Annotated in this window: 20 protein-coding genes and 2 rRNA genes (1 of these 22 running past the window's edge); 12 read left to right on the plus strand and 10 right to left on the minus strand. The window is 58.9% G+C overall.

Translation table 11 applies throughout. The annotated features are described in order from the left end of the window. The 4 genes from PspS34_RS06615 to PspS34_RS06630 form a co-directional block, all read left to right on the plus strand. A 23S ribosomal RNA gene (locus PspS34_RS06615) occupies nucleotides 1-1,519 on the plus strand (it extends 1,375 nt beyond the left edge of the window). A gap of 156 nt (nucleotides 1,520-1,675) precedes the next feature. Continuing rightward, nucleotides 1,676-1,791: ribosomal RNA gene (rrf, locus tag PspS34_RS06620) — 5S ribosomal RNA — on the plus strand. Nucleotides 1,792-2,069: 278 nt separating this feature from the next. Beyond that, on the plus strand, nucleotides 2,070-2,996 hold the full coding sequence (locus PspS34_RS06625) for a LysR substrate-binding domain-containing protein (RefSeq protein WP_150815309.1): 927 nt from the start codon (nucleotides 2,070-2,072) through the stop codon (nucleotides 2,994-2,996). A gap of 58 nt (nucleotides 2,997-3,054) precedes the next feature. Beyond that, on the plus strand, nucleotides 3,055-3,420 hold the full coding sequence (locus PspS34_RS06630) for a 5-carboxymethyl-2-hydroxymuconate Delta-isomerase (protein WP_090453683.1): 366 nt from the start codon (nucleotides 3,055-3,057) through the stop codon (nucleotides 3,418-3,420). Between the two features lie 3 nt (nucleotides 3,421-3,423). Here PspS34_RS06630 and PspS34_RS06635 read toward each other — a convergent pair whose 3' ends face one another. From PspS34_RS06635 to PspS34_RS06645, 3 genes are all read right to left on the minus strand, one after another. After that, complete coding sequence (locus PspS34_RS06635; protein ID WP_154860810.1) at nucleotides 3,424-4,362, minus strand: LysR family transcriptional regulator; 939 nt, start codon at nucleotides 4,360-4,362, stop codon at nucleotides 3,424-3,426. A gap of 114 nt (nucleotides 4,363-4,476) precedes the next feature. Next, on the minus strand, nucleotides 4,477-5,394 hold the full coding sequence (locus PspS34_RS06640) for a DMT family transporter (protein WP_154860809.1): 918 nt from the start codon (nucleotides 5,392-5,394) through the stop codon (nucleotides 4,477-4,479). 13 nt (nucleotides 5,395-5,407) lie between these two features. Then, nucleotides 5,408-6,592 carry a cyanate transporter gene (locus tag PspS34_RS06645; RefSeq protein ID WP_154860808.1) on the minus strand — a complete coding sequence of 395 codons (1,185 nt, stop codon included), beginning with the start codon at nucleotides 6,590-6,592 and terminating at the stop codon, nucleotides 5,408-5,410. Nucleotides 6,593-7,090: 498 nt separating this feature from the next. On the opposite strand from PspS34_RS06645, the gene PspS34_RS06650 reads away from it, so the two are divergent. From PspS34_RS06650 to PspS34_RS06670, 5 genes are all read left to right on the plus strand, one after another. Next, the gene (locus tag PspS34_RS06650) at nucleotides 7,091-8,473 is read left to right on the plus strand and encodes a glutamine synthetase family protein (protein WP_057716009.1); all 1,383 of its coding nucleotides are present in this window, start codon (nucleotides 7,091-7,093) and stop codon (nucleotides 8,471-8,473) included. 190 nt (nucleotides 8,474-8,663) lie between these two features. Continuing rightward, the gene (locus PspS34_RS06655) at nucleotides 8,664-10,313 is read left to right on the plus strand and encodes a phosphoethanolamine--lipid A transferase (RefSeq protein ID WP_154860807.1); all 1,650 of its coding nucleotides are present in this window, start codon (nucleotides 8,664-8,666) and stop codon (nucleotides 10,311-10,313) included. A 232-nt stretch (nucleotides 10,314-10,545) separates the two neighbouring features. Further along, nucleotides 10,546-11,679, plus strand: coding sequence for a ribonuclease D (gene rnd, locus PspS34_RS06660; RefSeq protein WP_150815305.1), 1,134 nt, complete (start codon nucleotides 10,546-10,548; stop codon nucleotides 11,677-11,679). Beyond that, nucleotides 11,676-11,969 (plus strand): YcgL domain-containing protein, encoded by a 294-nt coding sequence (locus tag PspS34_RS06665; protein WP_057716006.1) that lies wholly within the window; start codon nucleotides 11,676-11,678, stop codon nucleotides 11,967-11,969. Before rnd ends, PspS34_RS06665 begins: the two co-directional genes overlap by 4 nt. Before the next feature lie 119 nt (nucleotides 11,970-12,088). Then, nucleotides 12,089-13,021 carry a D-2-hydroxyacid dehydrogenase gene (locus PspS34_RS06670; RefSeq protein WP_102671295.1) on the plus strand — a complete coding sequence of 311 codons (933 nt, stop codon included), beginning with the start codon at nucleotides 12,089-12,091 and terminating at the stop codon, nucleotides 13,019-13,021. Between the two features lie 124 nt (nucleotides 13,022-13,145). Here the strand turns inward: PspS34_RS06670 and PspS34_RS06675 are convergent, their stop codons facing one another. Further along, entirely contained in the window at nucleotides 13,146-13,739 is a 594-nt protein-coding gene (locus tag PspS34_RS06675) for a nitroreductase family protein (RefSeq protein WP_154860806.1), read from the minus strand. Between the two features lie 164 nt (nucleotides 13,740-13,903). Here PspS34_RS06675 and PspS34_RS06680 point away from each other — a divergent pair, with 164 nt between their 5' ends. Further along, nucleotides 13,904-14,353, plus strand: a complete 450-nt coding sequence (locus PspS34_RS06680) for a YcgN family cysteine cluster protein (protein ID WP_008015986.1) — start codon at nucleotides 13,904-13,906, stop codon at nucleotides 14,351-14,353. A 35-nt stretch (nucleotides 14,354-14,388) separates the two neighbouring features. Next, the gene (locus PspS34_RS06685; RefSeq protein ID WP_154860805.1) at nucleotides 14,389-15,618 is read left to right on the plus strand and encodes a hypothetical protein; all 1,230 of its coding nucleotides are present in this window, start codon (nucleotides 14,389-14,391) and stop codon (nucleotides 15,616-15,618) included. A 113-nt stretch (nucleotides 15,619-15,731) separates the two neighbouring features. On the opposite strand, the gene PspS34_RS06690 is transcribed toward PspS34_RS06685, so the two are convergent. The 4 genes from PspS34_RS06690 to PspS34_RS06705 form a co-directional block, all read right to left on the minus strand. Beyond that, a complete protein-coding gene (locus PspS34_RS06690) occupies nucleotides 15,732-16,109 on the minus strand; it encodes a DUF2892 domain-containing protein (protein WP_154860804.1) in 378 nt (125 codons plus the stop codon). 80 nt (nucleotides 16,110-16,189) lie between these two features. After that, on the minus strand, nucleotides 16,190-16,660 hold the full coding sequence (locus tag PspS34_RS06695) for an RNA methyltransferase (protein WP_007993783.1): 471 nt from the start codon (nucleotides 16,658-16,660) through the stop codon (nucleotides 16,190-16,192). Nucleotides 16,661-16,853: 193 nt separating this feature from the next. Continuing rightward, entirely contained in the window at nucleotides 16,854-17,225 is a 372-nt protein-coding gene (locus PspS34_RS06700; RefSeq protein ID WP_007898702.1) for a YajD family HNH nuclease, read from the minus strand. 50 nt (nucleotides 17,226-17,275) lie between these two features. After that, nucleotides 17,276-17,962: an MnmC family methyltransferase gene (locus PspS34_RS06705; RefSeq protein WP_154860803.1), complete on the minus strand. Its 687-nt coding sequence runs from the start codon at nucleotides 17,960-17,962 to the stop codon at nucleotides 17,276-17,278. Nucleotides 17,963-18,057: 95 nt separating this feature from the next. On the opposite strand from PspS34_RS06705, the gene PspS34_RS06710 reads away from it, so the two are divergent. Then, a complete protein-coding gene (locus tag PspS34_RS06710) occupies nucleotides 18,058-18,348 on the plus strand; it encodes a hypothetical protein (protein WP_057716000.1) in 291 nt (96 codons plus the stop codon). On the opposite strand, the gene PspS34_RS06715 is transcribed toward PspS34_RS06710, so the two are convergent. Beyond that, nucleotides 18,345-18,818, minus strand: a complete 474-nt coding sequence (locus PspS34_RS06715; protein WP_057715999.1) for a cyclic nucleotide-binding domain-containing protein — start codon at nucleotides 18,816-18,818, stop codon at nucleotides 18,345-18,347. The genes PspS34_RS06710 and PspS34_RS06715 overlap by 4 nt on opposite strands. Nucleotides 18,819-19,026: 208 nt before the next feature. After that, nucleotides 19,027-21,081, minus strand: a complete 2,055-nt coding sequence (locus PspS34_RS06720) for a S9 family peptidase (protein ID WP_154860802.1) — start codon at nucleotides 21,079-21,081, stop codon at nucleotides 19,027-19,029. Nucleotides 21,082-21,186 lie beyond the last annotated feature (105 nt).

The following is a 21,186-nucleotide window of genomic DNA, read 5'->3' on the forward strand; positions in this document are numbered from 1 at the left end:
CAGGTTAATATTCCTGTACTTCTGGTTATTGCGATGGAGGGACGGAGAAGGCTAGGCCAGCTTGGCGTTGGTTGTCCAAGTTTAAGGTGGTAGGCTGGAATCTTAGGTAAATCCGGGATTCTAAGGCCGAGAGCTGATGACGAGTGTTCTTTTAGAACACGAAGTGGTTGATGCCATGCTTCCAAGAAAAGCTTCTAAGCTTCAGGTAACCAGGAACCGTACCCCAAACCGACACAGGTGGTTGGGTAGAGAATACCAAGGCGCTTGAGAGAACTCGGGTGAAGGAACTAGGCAAAATGGCACCGTAACTTCGGGAGAAGGTGCGCCGGTGAGGGTGAAGCATTTACTGCGTAAGCCCACGCCGGTCGAAGATACCAGGCCGCTGCGACTGTTTATTAAAAACACAGCACTCTGCAAACACGAAAGTGGACGTATAGGGTGTGACGCCTGCCCGGTGCCGGAAGGTTAATTGATGGGGTTAGCTAACGCGAAGCTCTTGATCGAAGCCCCGGTAAACGGCGGCCGTAACTATAACGGTCCTAAGGTAGCGAAATTCCTTGTCGGGTAAGTTCCGACCTGCACGAATGGCGTAACGATGGCGGCGCTGTCTCCACCCGAGACTCAGTGAAATTGAAATCGCTGTGAAGATGCAGTGTATCCGCGGCTAGACGGAAAGACCCCGTGAACCTTTACTATAGCTTTGCACTGGACTTTGAATTTGCTTGTGTAGGATAGGTGGGAGGCTTTGAAGCGTGGACGCCAGTTCGCGTGGAGCCATCCTTGAAATACCACCCTGGCAACTTTGAGGTTCTAACTCAGGTCCGTTATCCGGATCGAGGACAGTGTATGGTGGGTAGTTTGACTGGGGCGGTCTCCTCCTAAAGAGTAACGGAGGAGTACGAAGGTGCGCTCAGACCGGTCGGAAATCGGTCGTAGAGTATAAAGGCAAAAGCGCGCTTGACTGCGAGACAGACACGTCGAGCAGGTACGAAAGTAGGTCTTAGTGATCCGGTGGTTCTGTATGGAAGGGCCATCGCTCAACGGATAAAAGGTACTCCGGGGATAACAGGCTGATACCGCCCAAGAGTTCATATCGACGGCGGTGTTTGGCACCTCGATGTCGGCTCATCACATCCTGGGGCTGAAGCCGGTCCCAAGGGTATGGCTGTTCGCCATTTAAAGTGGTACGCGAGCTGGGTTTAGAACGTCGTGAGACAGTTCGGTCCCTATCTGCCGTGGACGTTTGAGATTTGAGAGGGGCTGCTCCTAGTACGAGAGGACCGGAGTGGACGAACCTCTGGTGTTCCGGTTGTCACGCCAGTGGCATTGCCGGGTAGCTATGTTCGGAAAAGATAACCGCTGAAAGCATCTAAGCGGGAAACTTGCCTCAAGATGAGATCTCACTGGGACCTTGAGTCCCCTGAAGGGCCGTCGAAGACTACGACGTTGATAGGTTGGGTGTGTAAGCGCTGTGAGGCGTTGAGCTAACCAATACTAATTGCCCGTGAGGCTTGACCATATAACACCCAAGCAATTTGACTACTCGAAAGAGCATCAGATTGCGGTGTGTGAAGACGAAAGAACCGAAAGTTCGACGCTCACAAAACACCGATTTTTATCACATACCCAATTTGCTGAAGCGAGGCCAGCCGGCCACGACTCAGTACCCGAATTTCTTGACGACCATAGAGCGTTGGAACCACCTGATCCCATCCCGAACTCAGCAGTGAAACGATGCATCGCCGATGGTAGTGTGGGGTTTCCCCATGTGAGAGTAGGTCATCGTCAAGATTAAATTCCGAAACCCCTATCTGCGTATGCAGGTAGGGGTTTTGTTTTTGGCGCTCCTGTAGGCGCGAGCTTGCTCGCGAAAAACCCGCGAGCGCTGCGGGGCGTCAGGTTTCCCGCGTCATCGTTAGCGTCCATCGCGAGCGAGCTCGCTCCTACAAGGTCATTGTAAAAAAATCACATAAACCTGACTCGCGTTGGGCTGTTGGACCTGTGTTGGATAGACGGCAGTCGCACCAGCTACCTAAACTGTCAGCAGATTTTTTGGATCGGGGCAGTGGATGAATCGCAATGAACTTCGCAAGGCGGATATCAACCTGATGGTGGTATTCGAAACGCTGATGCTCGAACGCAATGTCACTCGGGTGGCGGAGAAGCTGTTTCTCGGTCAGCCGACCATCAGTTCGGCGCTCAACCGCTTGCGTGCGATGTTCAATGATCCGCTGTTCATACGCGTTGGCCATCGCATGGAGCCGACGGCACGGGCCGAGGAGATCATCAGGCACCTGTCGCCGGCGCTGGATTCCTTGTCCGTGGCCTTGAGCCTGACCCATGATTTTGACCCGGCCAGCAGCACGATGTCGTTCCGCATCGGGTTGTCCGACGATGTCGAGTTCGGGCTGTTGCCGCCATTGCTGCGAGCGCTGCGCCAGGAAGCGCCCAACGTGGTGTTTGTGGTGCAGCATGTCGATTACTGGCGGATTCCCGACTTGCTGGCAGCCGGCGATATCACGGTGGGTATCAGCCAGACCCGTGGCTTGCCGGCCAATGCCAAGCGCAAGTTGTTGCGACACATCCAGCCCAGCATTTTGCGCGCCGATGCCTCTGATACACCGCTGACCCTCGATGAATATTGCGCGCGACCGCACGTGCTGGTGTCCCATACCGCCAACGTCAGTGGCTATGCCGACGAGTGGCTGGCGGATATCGGTCGCACACGCCAGGTGGTGCTTTCGGTGCCGCAGTACAGTGCATTACCGGCCCTGCTTGCCGGCACCGACCTGATTGCCAGCCTGCCGGACTACACCGCTGAGGCGATGGCTGCATCGGGAATGCTGTTCAAGGAACCCTTTCCCTTCAAGACACCGACCCTGGATCTATCCATGGTCTGGCTCAGCCATGTCGATAGCGACCCTGCCGAGCGCTGGTTACGATCGCGCCTGGAGGCGTTCATGAGTGAGCGTGCCGTATTGCCGCTGCCCGAATGAACAGGGTGGCGCTGTGTTATATGTACGACCTTTCCACCCCACTTACAGGAACCCACTCATGCCTCACCTGCACATGGAATACACCGCCAACCTGACTGATCTGAATGCCGAAGTGGCATTGATGCGGTTGAACAATACGCTGGTGGCTTCCGGTCAGTTTGCTGCCGAATTCGACATCAAGAGCCGCGCGATCAGGGTCGAGGCGTTCAAGGTCGGTACTGCATTGGCTGAACGGGCGTTCGTGCATGTGAAGCTGGCACTGTTGAGTGGTCGTTCCGCACAGATCAAGAAACAGCTGTCTGAAAGCCTGCTGGCGGTGGTGCAGGACGTGTGTGAGTGGCCGAGCGGCGTTGAAGTCCAGTTGTGCGTGGAAATTCTCGACATCGATCGCGATTCCTACAGCAAGACCGCCATCAGCAACTGAGTTTCAGGCCGTTTCCTGCTCGACACAGGCCTGGATCACCTGCGCTCGCAGCCAGGTGTTGGCGCTGTCCTGATCGACACCCTGGTCCCACTGCATGTCGAGGGTAAAACCCGGCAAGCCTTCGGGCGCTTCACAGTGATTGAAGGTGTCTGCACTGGCCAGCAGTCGCTGAATGCGTCGGGGCAGGGTCAGGGCATAGTCGGTGCCGGTAATCAGCTTCAACGCTGCGCTGTAGCTGTTGGCGCGTGCGACGATCTGGCGCTGTTGTGCCTGCTGCGCTAGCCAGCCGTCGACCATGTTGGTGGCGGACGTCCAGGGTGTCGGGAACACGTGTCGACGTTCGACATAGGTTTGCAGGCTCAAGCGTGGTTCTGCCGGCGTGGCGCGTTTGTCGAAAACACACACCAGGTCATCTTCGAGCAGCGTCTGCGATTTGAAATCGACGTGACTGCGATGAAAGTTCGGGCCGAAGCACATCACCAGGTCGAGGCTGCCTTCGCGCAACGCTTGGGCAGGGATATCGGCCTGGAGTTTGAACACATTGACCATCACCGGAAGATCGGCGAGGTCGAAGGTTTTCAACAAGCGCGGCAGGATCAGTTGCTCGAAATATTCCGGGGCGCAGATGTTGAAGGTCACGGGTTGCAGGCCTGGGTCGAACGTGGGTAAGCCGGCGTGACACAGGTTGATGCTTTCGAGGATTTTCAGCACGTGAGGGTACATCGCGCTGGCCTTGCCGGTGGGCTGCATGCCGCCGGTGCGAGTATTGATGAACAGTTCGTCCTCGAAACTGGTGCGCAATTTCTTCAGGCAGTAACTCACCGTGGACTGGCTGACGCAAAGCGTCTCGGATACGTCGGTGACGCTGTTTTGCTCGTACACGGCGACGAACACCATGAGGTCCTGCATGTCGAGTTTTCTAAGCGAATTACTGTTCAGCATCCATTGCGTCTCGCTGCGTCCCTTGCGCTGACCGTGTGCAAGGATGAGCGAATGATCCTAGCGGAATGAGGGAGCAGGGAGAATGCCTCGTCGGAAGTTTCGCCCAGGGCCCTTTCAGCCCCGGACCATCGCCGACACGGCGCGGCGGCTGGACATCAATAGCGCGAACATGCCGAGGCCCACCAGCACCGCGCCGGTCATTTCCAGCGGCAGCGGCGTCTGGTGTCCCCATAGCCAGTGGAACAAGGTGATGAACAGCGTGCTCAGGTAGATGTAGGAAATCACCGAGGACGGCGCGATCACGCCGATGGCCCGGTGCAGCAGCCAGAACGTCGCCAGGGTGGCGAACACTGCCAGGTACATCAGCCAATAGAAGTCGTTGAGCGTTAGTAATGATGCCGAACGCCAACCGCCACTCAATCCACAGAACACCAGCAGAAACAGCGCACCGAACAACATGTTCCAGAACGTCATGGGCACCGGTTCGCGTCCCTTGAGGCTATTGGCTTTCAGGCACTGGCTGAGGGGGGCGTAGAGCGCCATCGCCAAGCAACCGATGCCGTACACCGTCAATGCATAGGGCGATGGCAACTCGCCGGGGCCGGTGCCTTTCATGATCAACAACACCGCCCCGGCAGCGGCGAGCAGCATCGGCATAATCCGTTGTTTCAGACGGCTGTCAGGTGTGAGCACGGCTTCGAAACCCAGGGTCATCAGTGGCACCAGCGTGAACATCGTCCCGGTGTTGACGGCCGAGGTGTAGCGCAACGCTTCGAACAGCGAACCGAAGTACAGCGCCAGCAGCAGGCCGAGCACCGCGTGACCAAACAGTGCGCGGGCGGTCATCACGGCATCGCCTTTGAGCAGCAACAACGGCAGAAACACCAAAGCGCAAAACAGCAGGCGTAAACCCGTCAGCAGGATCGGGTCGATGGCCTGGCTGACTTGCGCCGCCGCGGAAAACGATGCGGCGATCAACAAGGCCCAAAGCAGCATGCTGGCGTGAGCGGCGGCGAAAACGGTGGTTTTCATGGCAGGCTCCGGGTCAATGGATGTGGCGGGCGTATTGCTTTGGGTTGAAGCGCAAAACCATCAGCATCATCAGTGCCATGACCGCCGTGAGCGACCACCAGGCCCATTCAAAGCTGCCGAGCTGGTCGCGGATGATCCCCGCCAGCAGCGGCGACAGGCCGGCGATCAAGTAGCCGATGCCTTGTACGAATGCGGTCAGGCCGCCAGCACGCAATGGATTGTCCAGGTGATCCAGCGATACGATCAGGCTCATCGGGAACAGGCCGCCAATGCCCAGCCCCAGCAGGCATGGCCACAGCAGGCTCAAATGCCTTGGGCTCAGAATCAATCCGCAGAAACCGGCGATGATCAGTGTCAGCAATACCATCAGCACGACGCGGCGGTCGCGGCTGCGGTTGGCGATGACGGGCGTCAACAGACCCGACAGCACTTCCATGGCGGTCAGAAAACCGAGCAGCAATCCGGCGTGCTGCTCGCTCCAACCCTCTTCCACGTAGTAAGGCGCCAGCCAGGCCAGAACACAGGTGTAGGACGCAGTGCCCAAGCCAAAGAAAATCGCGAGTAACCACGCGCGGGATTTGGCAAAGTACGAACCTTTGCCGGATGCCCTCGAATCCAGTGTTGGCATCCCCGCGCTTTGGCTGCGCCAGAAGAGCAATGCCAGCACGGCGAGAACGGCCCAGATCGCCAGGCCCATACGCCAGCTGCCGGTACGTTCCATCACCAGCGGCGCAAAGGAGGCACCCATGGCCGCACCGCCCATGATCGAAGTGACGTAGAGCCCCATGCACAGCGCAACGTGGTCGCTGAAGCGGGATTTGATCAACGCTGGCATCAGGGCCTGGATCAGGGCGATCCCGACACCGGCCAGCACCGCGCTGAGGAGCAACTGCGCGGCTGAATCAAGGAACAACCGCGAAAGCGTAGCCACGCCGATGATCAACAATGAGAAGACTACCGTGCGTTGATCGCCGAATCGCTGACTGACGCGCAGGCCGACAAACATCGCCAGCCCCATGGCCGTCACCGGCAACATTGTCAGCAGTGAAGCCTGGCTGAAGCTCAGCGCAATGTCGTCGCGAATCGCTGAGAGCAGCGGCCCGACAGCGGCCATGGAAGGGCGCAGGTTCAGGGCAACCAGGACAATGCTGAACATGAGCCAGAGGGCAGGGCGGGAAGTGGCTCGGGTGTTTTCCATGATCGGACCTTGATGAATAGGCGGGCGATTAAGGCGCGCGAGGCCCGAAGGGCGCAAATCAGAAAGTCCGGGGTGGTATTTAGAAATCAAATACAGGCCTTCTCCCCACAGAAGGCAGCACAAAACCGCCAAATGTTTAGCCAGACGACATCCAAGGTTCTTCAAATCCTGATTTAACGACTTAAGCCATCGTGTGACGCTGCGGGTCATCTGTTTTCTGCGGTTCTCTCTATGGACGGTTGGCCAGTCGCAATCCACTGCAAGGCATCCAACGGCGTTCGAGCGTCGAGCCTTGGTCGTCGATTCACGCCTGCCACCGCGCCAAACCTCTCTGCACTTCCTTCTGAACTGGCTTTTTGGGCGCTGTGGCATTGCCGCCATGCGCGCCCGCCGGATTCCTGCTTTTTCCGCTGATTGTTCCTACCTGTTCCGCTTGATGGCGGGATTAAAGTGCGGGTGCTTTTGCGTACCCGTCTGACACGGAAAAAGAGAGTTCCCATGAGTTGTGCCACGACCTCGTTTGCCACCCGGCAAGAAGCCCTGACCTTTCTGGAGCAGAACCCGGATATTGAAATGTTCGAGCTGTTCATCCTCGACAACAACGGTGTGCCGCGGGGCAAGTTGCTGCATCGTGACGAGTTGCTGGCGGTGTATGAAAGCGGGCGACCATTGCCGAGCACCATCCTCGGCCTGACCATCAACGGTGATGACGTGGAAAACTCCGGGCTGGTCTGGGATGTCGGTGATATCGACTGCCGGGCCTACCCGATCAGCGGCAGCCTCACGCGTATGCCGTGGCGTCTGATACCGACCGCGGCCGTGCAGGTCAGCATGCACCCAACGGAGGGAATGCCCGCCACTATTGCCGATCCCCGTCATTTGCTGGCGAAGGTCATCGAGGGTTTGCAGGCAGACGGTTATTACCCGGTCATGGCGGCGGAATTGGAGTTCTACCTGCTGGATCAGCAACGCGACAGCAATGGCCGACCGCAACCGGCACGGGATGTCGATGGCGGGCGTCCGTACGGCACCCAGGTCTATGGTTTACGCGAGCTTGAACAGATCGAGCCGTTCCTGGCCGATCTCTACAGTGCCTGCAAACTCCAGGGGATTCCGGCGCGCACGGCCATTTCCGAATACGCGCCGGGGCAAGTGGAGATCACCCTCGAACACCGCACCGACGCACTACAGGCGATGGATGAAGCGGTGCGCTACAAGCGTCTGGTCAAAGGCGTGGCGCACAAGCACGGCATGACAGCCTGTTTCATGGCCAAGCCTTTCGATGACCTTGCCGGCACCGGGATGCACATGCACGTGAGCCTGGCGGACAAGGACGGCAACAACCTCTTCGCCAGCGAAGCTGCGGATGGAACGCCGCTGCTCAAGCAGGCCGTCGCCGGCATGCTCAGTACCTTGCTCGATTCGCTGTTGCTGTTCTGCCCCAACGCCAACTCCTACCGTCGATTCCAGGCCAACAGCTATGCGCCCCTGGCGGCCACCTGGGGCGTAGACAATCGCACCGTGAGTTTGCGTGTCCCAGGTGGGCCTGCGTATTCCCGGCACATCGAGCATCGAATTTGTGGCGCAGATGCCAATCCCTATCTGGCGGCTGCGGCGATTCTGGCCGGTATTCATCGCGGCATCCGCGAACAACTCGATCCTGGTGCGCCGGTGGAAGGCAATGGCTACGCCCAGGCCACGAAACTGTTGCCGACAGACTGGCTGACCACCTTGCGATCACTGGAAGGTTCGAGTTGGGCCAGGGAAGCCTTCGGCGGTGAATTCCTCGGCGTCTATCTGGCGGTGAAACGCGCTGAGTATCGTCAATTCATGGGGGAGGTCGGTGAGCAGGACTGGCGCTGGTATTTGCATCAGGCCTGAGTCGAATCTGAATCGGGGCTGAACCATTCTCAAATAGTCTGAAAGTTTCAGGCGGACTTAATAAGCCAACTAATTGTTGGCTTATTTTTCACAAAAAATTGATTGTTGGCTTCCTAAAATTAGAGCTGTCTCGGTAAATGAAATTTTCACATTTGCCGTAGACACTTATTTTCAGGATCCGCCAAATATCATGCTTAATATTAAAGCCGTGCGCCCCGAATGGGTGACACTGATTGCCAGTGCACTTTTGTTAGTCGGCTTCAATTTTGTACTCTGGCAGCACCTGTTCGAAATCACCGCATCCGATGGCAAAGGCATCGTCATGCGCGTGGCCTTCGGGGTGATGATCTTCGCGGCCTTCAACATTGTGCTGACCCTGCTGGCATTCCGGCCGGTGCTCAAGCCGCTCCTGACCCTGCTGTTCATGACCAGCGCGGGCGTGGTTTATTTCATGAGCCAGTATGGTGTTTTGATCGATACCGGCATGCTGCGTAACTTCGCCGAGACCAATGCGACGGAAGTGCGTGACTTGCTGTCGCTCAAGTTGTTTGTTTATATCTTACTGCTCGGCGTTTTGCCGTCCTGGCTGTTGTGGAAGACACCGATTAATTATCGTCGTTGGCACCGTGAACTGCTCAGTAAAGTTTTGGTGACTTTTGCCTCGGCAGCAGTCATTGGTGGAGTTGCACTGGTTAACTATCAAGGCCTGTCTTCGTTGTTTCGCAATCACCACGAGTTACGCCTGATGGTGGTGCCAAGTAACTACATTGGTGCCTCGGCTGGCTTCTTGCGCGAGCAGGTTGCGTCTGCACATCAACCTTTTGTGAAGCTCGGTGAAGATGCCCGGCGCAATCCAGCCTGGCAAACTCACGGGCGCAAATCCCTGACGGTACTTGTCGTGGGTGAAAGTGCCCGGGCGGAGAACTTCGGCATCCTTGGCTATAGCCGCGACACCACTCCCAAGCTGAGTAAGGAAGACGGCCTGATCGCTTTCACCGATGTGCACTCCTGCGGTACTGAAACCGCCGTATCGGTGCCTTGCATGTTCTCCAACATGGGGCGCAAGGACTACAACGCCAGCAAGGCAAAGAACGAAGAAGGCCTGTTGGACGTGCTCAAGCATGCGGGTATCGACGTGATCTGGCGTGACAACCAGTCAGGCTGCAAAGGTACGTGCGATCGCGTCACCCTTCAGGACGTCAGCAATCTGAAGGACCCGGCGCTGTGCGCCAACAGTGAATGCCGCGATGAAATCCTGCTGCAAGGGCTGCAGCATTTCATCGATACCCTGGACAAGGACACGGTATTGGTACTGCACCAGATGGGCAGCCACGGCCCTGAGTACTTCAAGCGTTATCCGAAAGAGTTCGAGCGCTTCACCCCGGTTTGCGAGAGTAATGCCCTGAACAATTGCAGCCGCGAAAGTATCGTCAATGGCTACGACAACACCCTGGTCTATACCGACCATGTACTGTCGACCTTGATCGATCTGCTGCGCAGCAACCAGGACAAAGTGGATACCGCAATGCTGTATCTGTCGGACCACGGCGAGTCCCTGGGTGAATACAACTTGTTCCTCCACGGCACGCCCTACATGCTGGCACCGGAACAGCAAAAGCATGTCGCCATGTTTGCCTGGTTCTCCGACAGCTATAAAAAGTCGTTTGCGCTAGATACCCGCTGCTTGCAACAGAGCCGTGAAAAGTCCCTCAGCCAGGACAACCTGTTCCATTCGATGCTTGGGCTGCTGGAGGTCGACAGCAAGGTCTACCACCAGGATCTGGACATGTTTGCCGGATGTCGTCGTCCAGTGACAGACGGCGTGTTGGCCAAGGAATGATCGCCTCTGACTCTGTTTCACGCAGCGGCCGTCGACCTGGCTTTTGACCGGTGTTGGCCGAACACGGTGACTCTCGCGACGGTTCCAGGTGCTGGGTAAGACCGGCTAGCTTGGCTTTGTAGGGCTATTCTTTATGTCGCGCAGTAATTTTCGCTAATGCTCTTGTTCAGTGGATGCGCGGAAATCGCCGGGGGCGATATATACTGCGCGCCATTCTTCAAGGGAGAGCCGTGTGGCCATCGATATTCACTGGATTCGCGACAACGATAGCCTCGGACGGTTGTGTGCCGAGTGGCAACAGTTGCCATTCGTTGCCCTCGACACCGAATTCATGCGGGTCGACACCTTCTACCCAATCGCCGGCCTGCTGCAGATCGGTGATGGCGTTCGCGCCTATCTGATCGACCCGCTGACCATCGACAACTGGCAGCCATTGGCCGCTTTGCTGGAAAACCCTGCGGTGGTCAAAGTTGTCCACGCGTGCAGCGAAGACCTCGAAGTCCTGCTACGCCTGACCGGCAGCCTGCCGGCGCCGCTGTTCGATACGCAACTGGCTGCCGCTTATCTGAACCTTGGTTTTTCCATGGGCTATTCGCGGCTGGTGCAGGAAGTGCTCGGCATCGACCTGCCCAAGGGGGAAACCCGTTCCGACTGGCTGCAACGCCCGCTTTCCGAAACCCAGATCAGCTATGCCGCCGAAGATGCCGTGCATTTGGCTGAAGTTTTCGTAAAACTGCGTCCAAAGCTGTCCGACGAGAAATACGCCTGGGTCCTGGAAGATGGCGCCGAACTGGTGGCCAACCTGCGCCGCGAGATCGATCCGTACGAGGTCTATCGCGATGCCAAGCTGGCCTGGAAGCTGTCTCGCGCCCAACTTGCCGTTTTGCGTGAGCTCTGCGCCTGGCGTGAAAAGGAAGCCCGGGCCCGCGACTTGCCGCGCAACCGGATCATCCGCGAGCATTCGTTGTGGCCACTGGCGCGTACGCAACCGGATAACCTCGGCGCGCTGGCGAAAATCGAAGACATGCACCCACGTACCGTGCGTCAGGACGGCGAGTTTCTGCTTGATCTGATCAAGCGCTCTGGCAGTGTGTCGCCTGATCAGTGGCCGTCAGCCGTGCCGGAGCCGTTGCCGGTGGATGCTGCTGCGCTGCTCAAACAAATGAAGGCCATAGGTCAGGCCGAAGCCGAGCGCCTGAACATCGCGCCGGAACTGATGCTGCGCAAGAAAACCCTGGAAGCGCTGCTCAAGAGCGGCTTCCCCAATGGTCCCTACCAATTGCCTGATTCGCTGCGTGGCTGGCGCCGCGAATTGATGGGCCAGGCGCTGCTCGACAGCCTGGCCACCGCCGGAGAACAGCCTTGAAACGTATTTGCTCCATCTACCGCAGCTCGAAAAGAAACGAAATGTACCTGTATGTGCTCAAGAGCGATGCTCTGGAGCGCGTGCCGGATACCCTGATGGCAGCCTTCGGCAAGGCCATCCACGCGTTCGACCTGGTGCTGAGCCCCGAGCGCAAACTGTCGCGCGAGGACATCACGGTCGTGCTGGAGAACCTCGAGAAACAGGGTTATCACCTGCAAATGCCGCCTGCCGAAGACGAGTACATCGAGCACTTGCCGGAAGAATTGTTGCGTCGCAACGATCCGATGTGAGCGGCAGACAGACTCTGTTCAGAGTGGTTATGAAACACTGATTGATTTTAGCGATGGCAGCATCGACGGAGCACTGCTCTGTCGGCGGCCGTCTGCACTGTTTTTGAAAGGTTTGAAGCATGCGCGTCCTGATTGCTGAACACGACCACCCCGTGTACGCCCAACTGTTGCGCGAGGCGGCACCGGACCTGGAGGTGCTGACCAGCGGTGATTCCGCCGAACTGGCCAGCCAGGCCGCCGATTGCCCGGTGTGGCTCGGCCAGCCTGATTTGCTGGCGACCCTGTTACGCCAGGGCCATCAACCGCAATGGCTGCAATCGACCTGGGCCGGCATCACGCCGCTGCTGGCCGATGGCTTGCCGCGGCACTATCGGCTGACCCGTGCAGTCGGAATCTTTGGCCAGGTCATGGCCGAGTACGTGCTCACGTACATGCTCGGTCACGAGCGTGAAGTGCTGGCGCGACTGGTCAGCCAGGTCGAACGCAAGTGGGACAGTCGCCAGGTTCAGAGCCTGGCGGGGCGCAGGGTGTTGATCGTCGGCACCGGTGATATCGGTCAAAGTGTCGCGCAGTTCCTCGTGCCGTTTGGCGTCGAACTGTATGGCGTTGCCAGCAGCGCACGGGAGCAGGCACCGTTTATCGAAGTTGGTTCGATGGCGGATTTGCCGCGGCTGGTCGGTGAAGTCGATTACGTGGTCAATCTGCTGCCGAACACGCCGGATACCCACGATGTCTACGACGCGGCGCTGTTCAAGCAATTCAAGCCGACCGGGTTGTTCATCAACGCCGGACGCGGAGTGGCGGTGGTCGATGCGGATCTGGTGGATGCCTTGAAGGAAGGGCATCTGGCGGGTGCAGTGATCGATGTGTGCCGTCAGGAACCCTTGCCCCAGCGTCATCCGTTCTGGACGGCCTGGGGCCTGCTGCTGACCGGCCACAGCTCGGCACCGACTTCGCCTTCGATGATGGTGAAGTTGTTTGTCGAGAACCTGCGGGCTTATGAGGCGGGAGAGGCGTTGCGCGGGGAAGTGGATTTCGATCGCGGGTATTGATTCGCCGCAATCAAAAATGTGGGAGCGGGCTTGCTCGCGAATGCGTTGTGTCATTCAACATATCTTTGTCTGACACGGCCTCTTCGCGAGCAAGCCCGCTCCCACATTGGTTTTGCAGTGTGGCTTAGAGGGTGAAGTCACCTTCAGCCGCCAACTCGCTCAATGGACGACGCGGGCTGGGTTCTTCACGGGCTTGCAGATAATCCGCCAGGCTCGCCTTGTCCCCCAGCTTGCCCACCGCGACGGCGGCGTGCAGGGCGTAGCCTTCAGGAATGTTCAGTGTCTTGCGGGTCAGCTCCTGGTCGAAGCCGGCCATGCCGTGGGTGTGCCAGCCGCTCAGGCTCGCCTGCAAGGCCAGGTGACCCCAGGCGGAGCCGGTGTCGAAGGTGTGCCACAGGGCCGGGGTTTCTTCGGCTGCGCCAGGCGCAACGAAGGTGGTTTTCGAAATCACGATCACCAGGGCCGAAGCATGTTGCGCCCAGCTGCGGTTGAATTCGTTCAACAGGCCCAGGTAACGCTCCCAGTTCGGCGTGTCGCGACGTGCGTAGAGGAAGCGCCAGGGCTGCGAGTTATAGGCCGAGGGTGCCCAGCGGGCGGCTTCGAAAAAGCTCAGCAGGGTTTCCTCTGGGATCGTTTCGCCGGTAAAGGCGCGGGGCGACCAGCGATCGGTGAACTGAGGGTGAATGGCGTAATCGGCAACGCGTGGGTTGGCACTCATCAAGAGATTCCTTGCTACGTTTGAAGGTGGGAACGACGCAAAACCCTACTTGGCAGCGCAAAAACTGACAAGCCCGTTCTACCGACAGTCGCCAATGCTTGGCCCAAGGGGCTTCGGGCACTAGACTGGCGGCCTTTTCACCACCTGATGTCGATGCTCGAACCATGGCCGCCAAAGTAGAACCGTTCTGGATACGCAAGACCCTTGATCAACTCGATCAGGAGGAATGGGAGTCGCTGTGCGACGGCTGTGGATTGTGCTGCCTGCAAAAGCTTGAAGACGAAGACGACAACAGCGTCTATTACACGCGCATCGCCTGCAAGTTGCTGGACCTGAAAACCTGCCAGTGTACGGACTATCCCAACCGCCGTGACTCGGTGCCGGACTGTATCCAGCTCACGCCGGGCAAGGCCGACGAATTCAAATGGCTGCCACCGACCTGCGGCTATCGCCTGGTCAGCGAAGGCAAGGACCTGCCGTTGTGGCATCACCTGGTGTGCGGTGATCGCGATGCCGTTCATCACGAGCGGATTTCCCAGTCCGGGCGCATGCTCGCCGAAGGCAGCGTGCCGGAAGATGATTGGGAAGATCATCTGATTTTCCGCGCAGGCTGATTGCCTGAGGTTCAACGTTTCACGAAGGAGTGTGTATGGCTGTGGGATGGCGGCAGGCGTGGATCCTTGGGTTACTGGCCGTGAATTCGCCGGCATGGGCTGCAAACAAGGTCAATCTGGATTACCACGTGCGCCTGTTGCCACAGAGCGATCAGGCCGAAGTGCGCCTGACGCTCGCCCAGGGCTCGGCGGTACGCAGCCTGGATTTCGACCTTGGCGACGGCAGCCACTACAGCGATTTCAAGGCTGACGGCCAATGGCAACTGACCCCCGGCAAAGCGGCGCGCGGTGTCTGGCGTCCGGCTGCGGACAAGGCCAGCCTGACCTACCGCGTGAGTATCAGCCACGGGCGCAAGAGCGGCAGCTTCGACACGCGCATGACGCCAGGCTGGGCGTTGATGCGCGGCGACAATCTGGTGCCGGCTGCCAGACTCGATCAACAGGACGGCATCGAACTGGTTTCACGTCTTGAGTTCGAGCTGCCCGGTGGCTGGAAAAGCGTTGAAACCGCTTGGCCACGAATCGGCCCGAATAAATTCCGTATCGATAACCCTTCCCGACTGTTCGACCGGCCTACCGGCTGGATGCTCGCTGGTGAGCTCGGCAGTCGCCGCACTCGTCTGGGCGAGACCGAAGTCACAGTCGCCTCGCCGCTGGGGCAGGGCATGCGCCGTATGGATGTGCTGACGCTGCTGACCTTCGTCTGGCCGCAAGTGCAGGCGCTGTATCCGCGACACCCGGGCAAACTGCTGATCGTCGGGGCCAATGATCCAATGTGGCGCGGTAGCCAGTCGGCGCACGAGTCGATCTATCTCAACAGTCGCCTGCCGTTGGTCAGCGAAAGCGGCACCAGTGCCCTGGTCCGTGAGTTGGCCCAGATGTTCGGGCGAATCAACGGCACGCAGCGCAGTAACTGGATCAGTGAAGGCTTTGCCGAGTATTACGCTATCGAACTGGTGCGCCGGGCCGGGGGCATGAGCGATGAACGCTACGAGAACCTGCACGGCAAGCTGGTCAGTATCAGCCAGAAAGTCACCACGCTGCGCGGTGAGCGGATCAACCCGGCGCAGGTGGCCAGGGCAGTGGTGTTGCTGCAGGAACTGGATCGCGAAATTCGCCTGAAAACCCATAACAAGCGTTCGCTGGACGACGTGTTGCGCGGGGCGATGCGGGAGGGGGATATCGATACCAAGGCGTTTGTTCTGCTCAGCGAGAGCGTGATCGGTGGTTCTTCAAAAGTGCTCAGTACCGAGTTGATTCAGTAACACCGCCATTCGCGAGCAAGCCCGCTCCCACATTTGATCTGTGTCGTACACAAAACCAATGTGGGAGCGGGCTTGCTCGCGAAGAGGCCGGTAGCCTCGGTGCAATTCCTGGATCAAACCCCGGCTTTCGGCGACTTCAAGGAATCATTGCCGGTAACGCTGGCGGTTTTGGTCGCCGCCTCGGCATTGGCCTTCAGCGCCTTCAACTCTTCACCCGCCCGCTGAATTTTCGCCCGCACGTTGTTCATGTCCTGACGGCTTTTCTCCAGCAGGCTTTTCGCCGAGCTGTGACCGGTAATGCCGCGCGCCAGGGCCACGCCGCCGATGGCCACCTGGACCAGGCCAAAGATCCCGCCACGCCGCAGTCCCTTGCCCACCATCACCACGCCGCCGGCCAGGGAGCCAATGCGTTCCCAGCCCTGCACGTTTTGCTCGGAAGGGCTCTGGAACGGGGTGGATTCGATACGCTCGACGGGTTTGAGTTCGCTCATGGTCTGTCTCCAGGCTTCAGTGATCGATAGTCAAACTGACAGCCTGGGCGGGCAGCTCGTTCAATCGGATGTGTGGCGATTCAGCGGAATTTTGGCCCGGAGCGGGTATTGAGCCCCTTGGACATGCGGTCGTAGAGCACGACGTTGACCGTGGCGGCCAGGTTCATGCAACCGGTGGTCGGAATGTAGACCACGTCTTCGCACCAGTCGCGAATCTCTTTATCCAGCGATCCGTCTTCCGGGCCGAAGATGTAGAGCGCGCGATCCGGGTGGGTGTATTCCGGCAACGGGCGGGCGCCCTCGACCAGTTCCACGGCGACGGGCACACAATTGAGGGGCAGGATTTTCTTCAGGTCGTCGATGCCGATCAGCGGGATGTCGTAGTGCACGCGCTTGGTATCGGTGACGAAGTCGGCGGCGCGCTCATAGCGCTTGCCGGTGTAGAACACCGACGCCACGCCATAACAGCCAGCGGCGCGCATCACCGAACCGACGTTCTCCGGTGATTTGGGGTTATACAAACCAATGCAGCTGTACCGTTTGTCTGCCACGAGCGGGGTGCCTTTCGGGAAAAAAGCGGGATTATACGGGGATTGGGCGGCAACGGTCAGTTTGGAGATTGGCGGTGGCAGGGCTATTGCTATCGCGAGCAAGCTCGCTCCCACAGTGGATCTGTGTCGTTCACAAAATCAAATGTGGGAGCGAGCTTGCTCGCGATGAGGCCGGATCAGGCGCTGAAAATCTTCAGTCTTCTTTCTTCATCAACCCGGCGAGTGCCGCAAACGGGTTGTGCGTAGCCTTGGCAATTTTCGGCGTGCTCAGTGAGCCTTCGTCGAAATACTGCTGGTCGGTATACCGCGAGTGTTCGTTATCGTGGCAGTACAGGCACAACAACTCCCAGTTCGAGCCGTCCTGCGGGTTGTTGTCGTGGTTGTGGTCGCGGTGGTGCACGGTCAGTTCGCTCAGGCGCTTGCCGGAGAACTCACGGGCGCAGCGGCCACAGACGTGCGGGTACATCTTCAGGGCCTTGTCGCGGTAGCCCATTTCCTTGTCGCGCTGGTTGTCGGCGAGGATGCGATCCAGCTTCGATGTGTTGGTCGGGGTGGACGAACTCATGGGTTCACCTTTGTAGAAAGACTAATGACGGTTATAGGGTGAAGTTTAGCCTAGCCCTTGAGCTTCTCGGCAATCCAGATGGTGTGGCGGGTGCCCTTGTTGCCGTGGGCGAAGACCTGCACTTCCTCGGCCTTGAAACCCGCCTTCTTCAGTTTGTCGGAAAACTGCCGGTCAGCGCTGGCCGACCAGACGGCCAACACGCCTTTTGGTCTCAGGGCCTTGGCGCAGGCACTGAGGCCTGCGGCGGAGTAGAGCCAGCTGTTGGCTTTCTGGGTCAGGCCTTCGGGACCGTTGTCGACGTCGAGCATGATGGCATCGAAACCCTGTGGCTCGGCCTGCAGGACTTTGGCCACGTCTTCCATGCGAATCACGGTCCGCGGGTCTTGAAGCGGGTTTCCGGCTTTCTCGCCGAGTGGCCCGCGATTCCACTCCACAACGCCAGGCACTAATTCAGCGACCACCACTTCGGCAGTCTTGCCCAGGTGCTTGAGCGCCGAAGCGAGGGTAAAACCCATGCCCAGGCCGCCGATGAGCACCCGTGAACCCGGCCGGCCGGCGACCTTGCGACACGGGATCTCGGCCAGGGCATCTTCGGAGCCGTGCATGCGCGTGTTCATCAATTGTCCGCCGTCGCCGCCCTGGATCTTGATGACAAAATCCTCGCCGTATTCGAACAGGCACAGGGCGCCGCCGTTTTCAGGGATGGGGGTGGTGTCCAGCAGAACGAAACGTTTCATGGGGCTCACTTGAAGAAAATTGGCAGAACTCGGGAGGGCAAACAGACGCAGTTGGGAGTAGCCTGTTTATGACGACAAGGCCAACGGAGCCATTGATGAAGCGCACCATTCTAACGGTCATTGCCCTGGCCGCGCTCTCGATAACTGCAGTGCAGGCGCAACAGCTGCAATCGATTCCCGTCAGCCCCGCGCCGATACCCGGTTCGCCCGGCACCGCGACGCCCACGCCGTACCCGCAAATCAGCCCGGCGCCTTTGCCTAAAGTCGGCCCCGGCAGTAGCGGTCCGCCGTTGGTGCCGATTGAAATGCCCAGCCCGCCGATCAAGGACCAGCCGATACCGGGCCTGGAGCCCAATCCGCCGAAAACCAAATCGCCGGGCGGCTAGACCTGCTGCGAAAGCAGTTGACCGTCGGCCATGCGCAGTCGTTTGGAAAGGGAAACGGCGAGGGCGCGGATGATCTTGGCGGCGATTTTCGGTGCGTCGTTGAGCATCTTTTCCAGCGAGTCCTTGCCCAGGTTGAGCAACTGGCAGTTGCTTGCGGCCACGCAACTGGCCGAGCGCCGTTCGCCGTCGAGCACGGCCATTTCACCGAACGAGCGGCCGCTGCGCAACGTGGCGATGGTGACTCGCTGCCCGTCAGCGTTGGTTTTCTGCACCGCCACCTGACCGGTATGGATGATGCACATGAAACTGCCGGCATCGCCCTCCTGGAAGATTTCCTCGCCCTGGGCAATGGTGCTGATACTGAAGTAGCCCGAAGCCGCGGCGAAGTCGGCTGGCTGCAGTTGATTGAACAGGCCGCAATCCATCAGCCAGTCGCGAATTTCGTTGTTCAGAAAGGTTGGTTCAGACATGTCGTCACGGTCTTTTTTGTGATTGTCGCTGACTTGAATTCACCGCAAATCCCTTGTGGGAGCGGGCTTGCTCGCGAAGGGGTCGTAACATTCAGCAGAGATGTTGACTGACACACCGCCTTCGCGAGCAAGCCCGCTCCCACAGGGGTTTTGTGTTGTATCGGCTGCCGGTGTACGCAATTAAGACCGGCACACCGCGCCAGGTTCCTCAGGCCATGCCCAAAACCTTGAACAAAAATGCATATTCGAGTGCTACGTCACGCAATCCCTGATATCGACCGCTCATCCCGCCATGCCCGGCACCCAACTCAGTCTTGAGCAGCAGGGGATTGCTGTCGGTCTTGGTCGCGCGCAATTTCGCCACCCACTTGGCTGCTTCCCAATACTGCACGCGGCTGTCGTTGTAACCGGCGATCACCAGGGTGGCCGGATAAGCTTGCGCGGTGACATTTTCATACGGGGCGTAGGCCTTGATCCGATCATGGACGTCCGGCTCTTCAGGATTGCCCCACTCGTCGTACTCCGTCACGGTCAATGGCAGATCAGGGTCGAGCATGGTGTTGAGTACGTCGACGAACGGCACTTCGGCGATGGCGGCGCCAAACAGCTCCGGCCGTTGGTTGAGCACCGCGCCGATCAGCAAGCCACCGGCGCTGCCGCCACTGATAGCCAACTGCGGTGCAGTGGTGAAGCCTTGGGCGATCAGGTGTTCGGCGCAGGCGATAAAGTCGCTGAAGGTGTTGTGCTTGTGCTCCTGCTTGCCGGCGCGATACCAGGCTTCCCCCAGTTCGCCGCCGCCACGCACGTGGGCAATGGCAAACGCCATGCCGCGATCCAGCAGACTCAGGCGCGCGTGGGAAAACCATGGGTCGAGGCTTTCGCCGTAGGCACCATAGCCGTAGAGGTACAGCGGCACGGGTTTGCCCAGGTCTGCGCGCTTGATCACCAGGCTGATGGGCACTTGCGTGCCGTCCGGCGCAGTGGCCCACAGGCGTTGGCTGACGTAGGCGTCGGCATCGAACGGGCCGAGCACCGGGGTTTGCTTGAGGACTTTCTGCTCGCCGGTCGCCAGTTCAAGCTGGCGGATTTGCGCCGGACGGTTCAACGCTTCGTAGCGCAGGCGAATCCGGTCGCTTTCGAACTCCAGGCTGTTTTGCACGTGCAGGCTGTAGGCCGCATCCGGCAGTTGCACACGATAAGGCGCCAGGCTTTGTGGGTGAACTTCAATGACCGGCAAGCCGCCAACCCGCAGGCTCAGGGTCATGGCCCCGGTGTTAAGGCTGATGCCGTCGATCATCACCGTGTCGCTGTGGGGGATCAGGTTCTGCCAGTCGGCTTCGGTGGGCGCGGCGCCGGTATCGACGGCCGTGTACAAGGCGAAATTGATGCCGTCACGGTTGCTGCGAATGAACCAGGTCCATTGACCGTCGAGTACGCCGTGGTCGACGTCGTACTCATGCTCCTCGACCCGTGGTGCGATGCAGGTAAAGGCGTGCTGCGGTTGGTTGGCGTCAAGCACCCAGGCTTCGCTGGTGGTCTTGCTGCCCACGGATAGCAGCAATTGCTGCTCGGAGCTGGAACGGTAGCAATGCATGAAGAAGCGCCCGTCCGGCTCATGGAACACTTCTTCGGCCGCCGTGCCGTCCAGTCGATAGCGATACAGCTTGTGCGGACGATGGGTGTCATCCAGTTCGCCAAAGAATAGCGTCAGGCTATCGTTGGCCCAGGTCATGCTGCCGTCGCAGTCCTGGAATTCCAGCTCGCTGACACGGCCGTCGGACAATTCCTTCACGAACAGCGTGTAAATCTCCTCGCCGCTGGAGTCGATGCTGTAGGCCAGACGCTGGTGGTCCGGGCTGATGCTGAACGCCCCGAGCGAAAAGAAACCACCCTTGGCCAGTTCGTTGGGGTCCAGCAGCAGTTGTTCGCGGCTTTCGTCGAGGGTCAGGCTGTCATCGACCGGACGCGGGCAGCGGTAGTGCCTGGCGTACTCATCGCCTGCCGTGGTGCGGGTGTAATACAGATAGGGGCCCCATGGCGAGGGCAGGGACAGATCGGTCTCGAGAATCCGCCCCTTGATCTCTTGGAACAGGGTTTCGCGCAATGCGGCCTGGTCGGCGGTTTGCACTTGCTGATAGCTGTTTTCGGCTTTCAGGTAGTCGAGCACTGCCTCGGTGTCGCGCTCTTGCAGCCAGGCATACGGGTCGGAGCCTTCAGCCTTGTGGGCAATCGGAGCGTCGTGAATGTTGGCGGATAGGGGCATGAAGGGCTCTCGAGCAGTGTACGGAATAGGGGCTTGGCAACCTGTGGGAGCGGGCTTGCTCGCGAAGGCGTTGGGTCAGTCAATATCATTGTTGAATGATAAGCC

Source organism: Pseudomonas sp. S34, from assembly GCF_009866745.1.
GTDB lineage: Bacteria > Pseudomonadota > Gammaproteobacteria > Pseudomonadales > Pseudomonadaceae > Aquipseudomonas > Aquipseudomonas jessenii.

Coding starts and splice junctions, on each gene's coding strand:
- PspS34_RS06625 (WP_150815309.1), top strand. CDS start 2,070: ATGAATCGCAATGAACTTCGCAAGGCGGATATCAACCTGATGGTGGTA.
- PspS34_RS06630 (WP_090453683.1), top strand. CDS start 3,055: ATGCCTCACCTGCACATGGAATACACCGCCAACCTGACTGATCTGAAT.
- PspS34_RS06635 (WP_154860810.1), bottom strand. CDS start 4,362: ATGCTGAACAGTAATTCGCTTAGAAAACTCGACATGCAGGACCTCATG.
- PspS34_RS06640 (WP_154860809.1), bottom strand. CDS start 5,394: ATGAAAACCACCGTTTTCGCCGCCGCTCACGCCAGCATGCTGCTTTGG.
- PspS34_RS06645 (WP_154860808.1), bottom strand. CDS start 6,592: ATGGAAAACACCCGAGCCACTTCCCGCCCTGCCCTCTGGCTCATGTTC.
- PspS34_RS06650 (WP_057716009.1), top strand. CDS start 7,091: ATGAGTTGTGCCACGACCTCGTTTGCCACCCGGCAAGAAGCCCTGACC.
- PspS34_RS06655 (WP_154860807.1), top strand. CDS start 8,664: ATGCTTAATATTAAAGCCGTGCGCCCCGAATGGGTGACACTGATTGCC.
- PspS34_RS06670 (WP_102671295.1), top strand. CDS start 12,089: ATGCGCGTCCTGATTGCTGAACACGACCACCCCGTGTACGCCCAACTG.
- PspS34_RS06675 (WP_154860806.1), bottom strand. CDS start 13,739: ATGAGTGCCAACCCACGCGTTGCCGATTACGCCATTCACCCTCAGTTC.
- PspS34_RS06680 (WP_008015986.1), top strand. CDS start 13,904: ATGGCCGCCAAAGTAGAACCGTTCTGGATACGCAAGACCCTTGATCAA.
- PspS34_RS06685 (WP_154860805.1), top strand. CDS start 14,389: ATGGCTGTGGGATGGCGGCAGGCGTGGATCCTTGGGTTACTGGCCGTG.
- PspS34_RS06690 (WP_154860804.1), bottom strand. CDS start 16,109: ATGAGCGAACTCAAACCCGTCGAGCGTATCGAATCCACCCCGTTCCAG.
- PspS34_RS06700 (WP_007898702.1), bottom strand. CDS start 17,225: ATGAGTTCGTCCACCCCGACCAACACATCGAAGCTGGATCGCATCCTC.
- PspS34_RS06705 (WP_154860803.1), bottom strand. CDS start 17,962: ATGAAACGTTTCGTTCTGCTGGACACCACCCCCATCCCTGAAAACGGC.
- PspS34_RS06710 (WP_057716000.1), top strand. CDS start 18,058: ATGAAGCGCACCATTCTAACGGTCATTGCCCTGGCCGCGCTCTCGATA.
- PspS34_RS06715 (WP_057715999.1), bottom strand. CDS start 18,818: ATGTCTGAACCAACCTTTCTGAACAACGAAATTCGCGACTGGCTGATG.
- PspS34_RS06720 (WP_154860802.1), bottom strand. CDS start 21,081: ATGCCCCTATCCGCCAACATTCACGACGCTCCGATTGCCCACAAGGCT.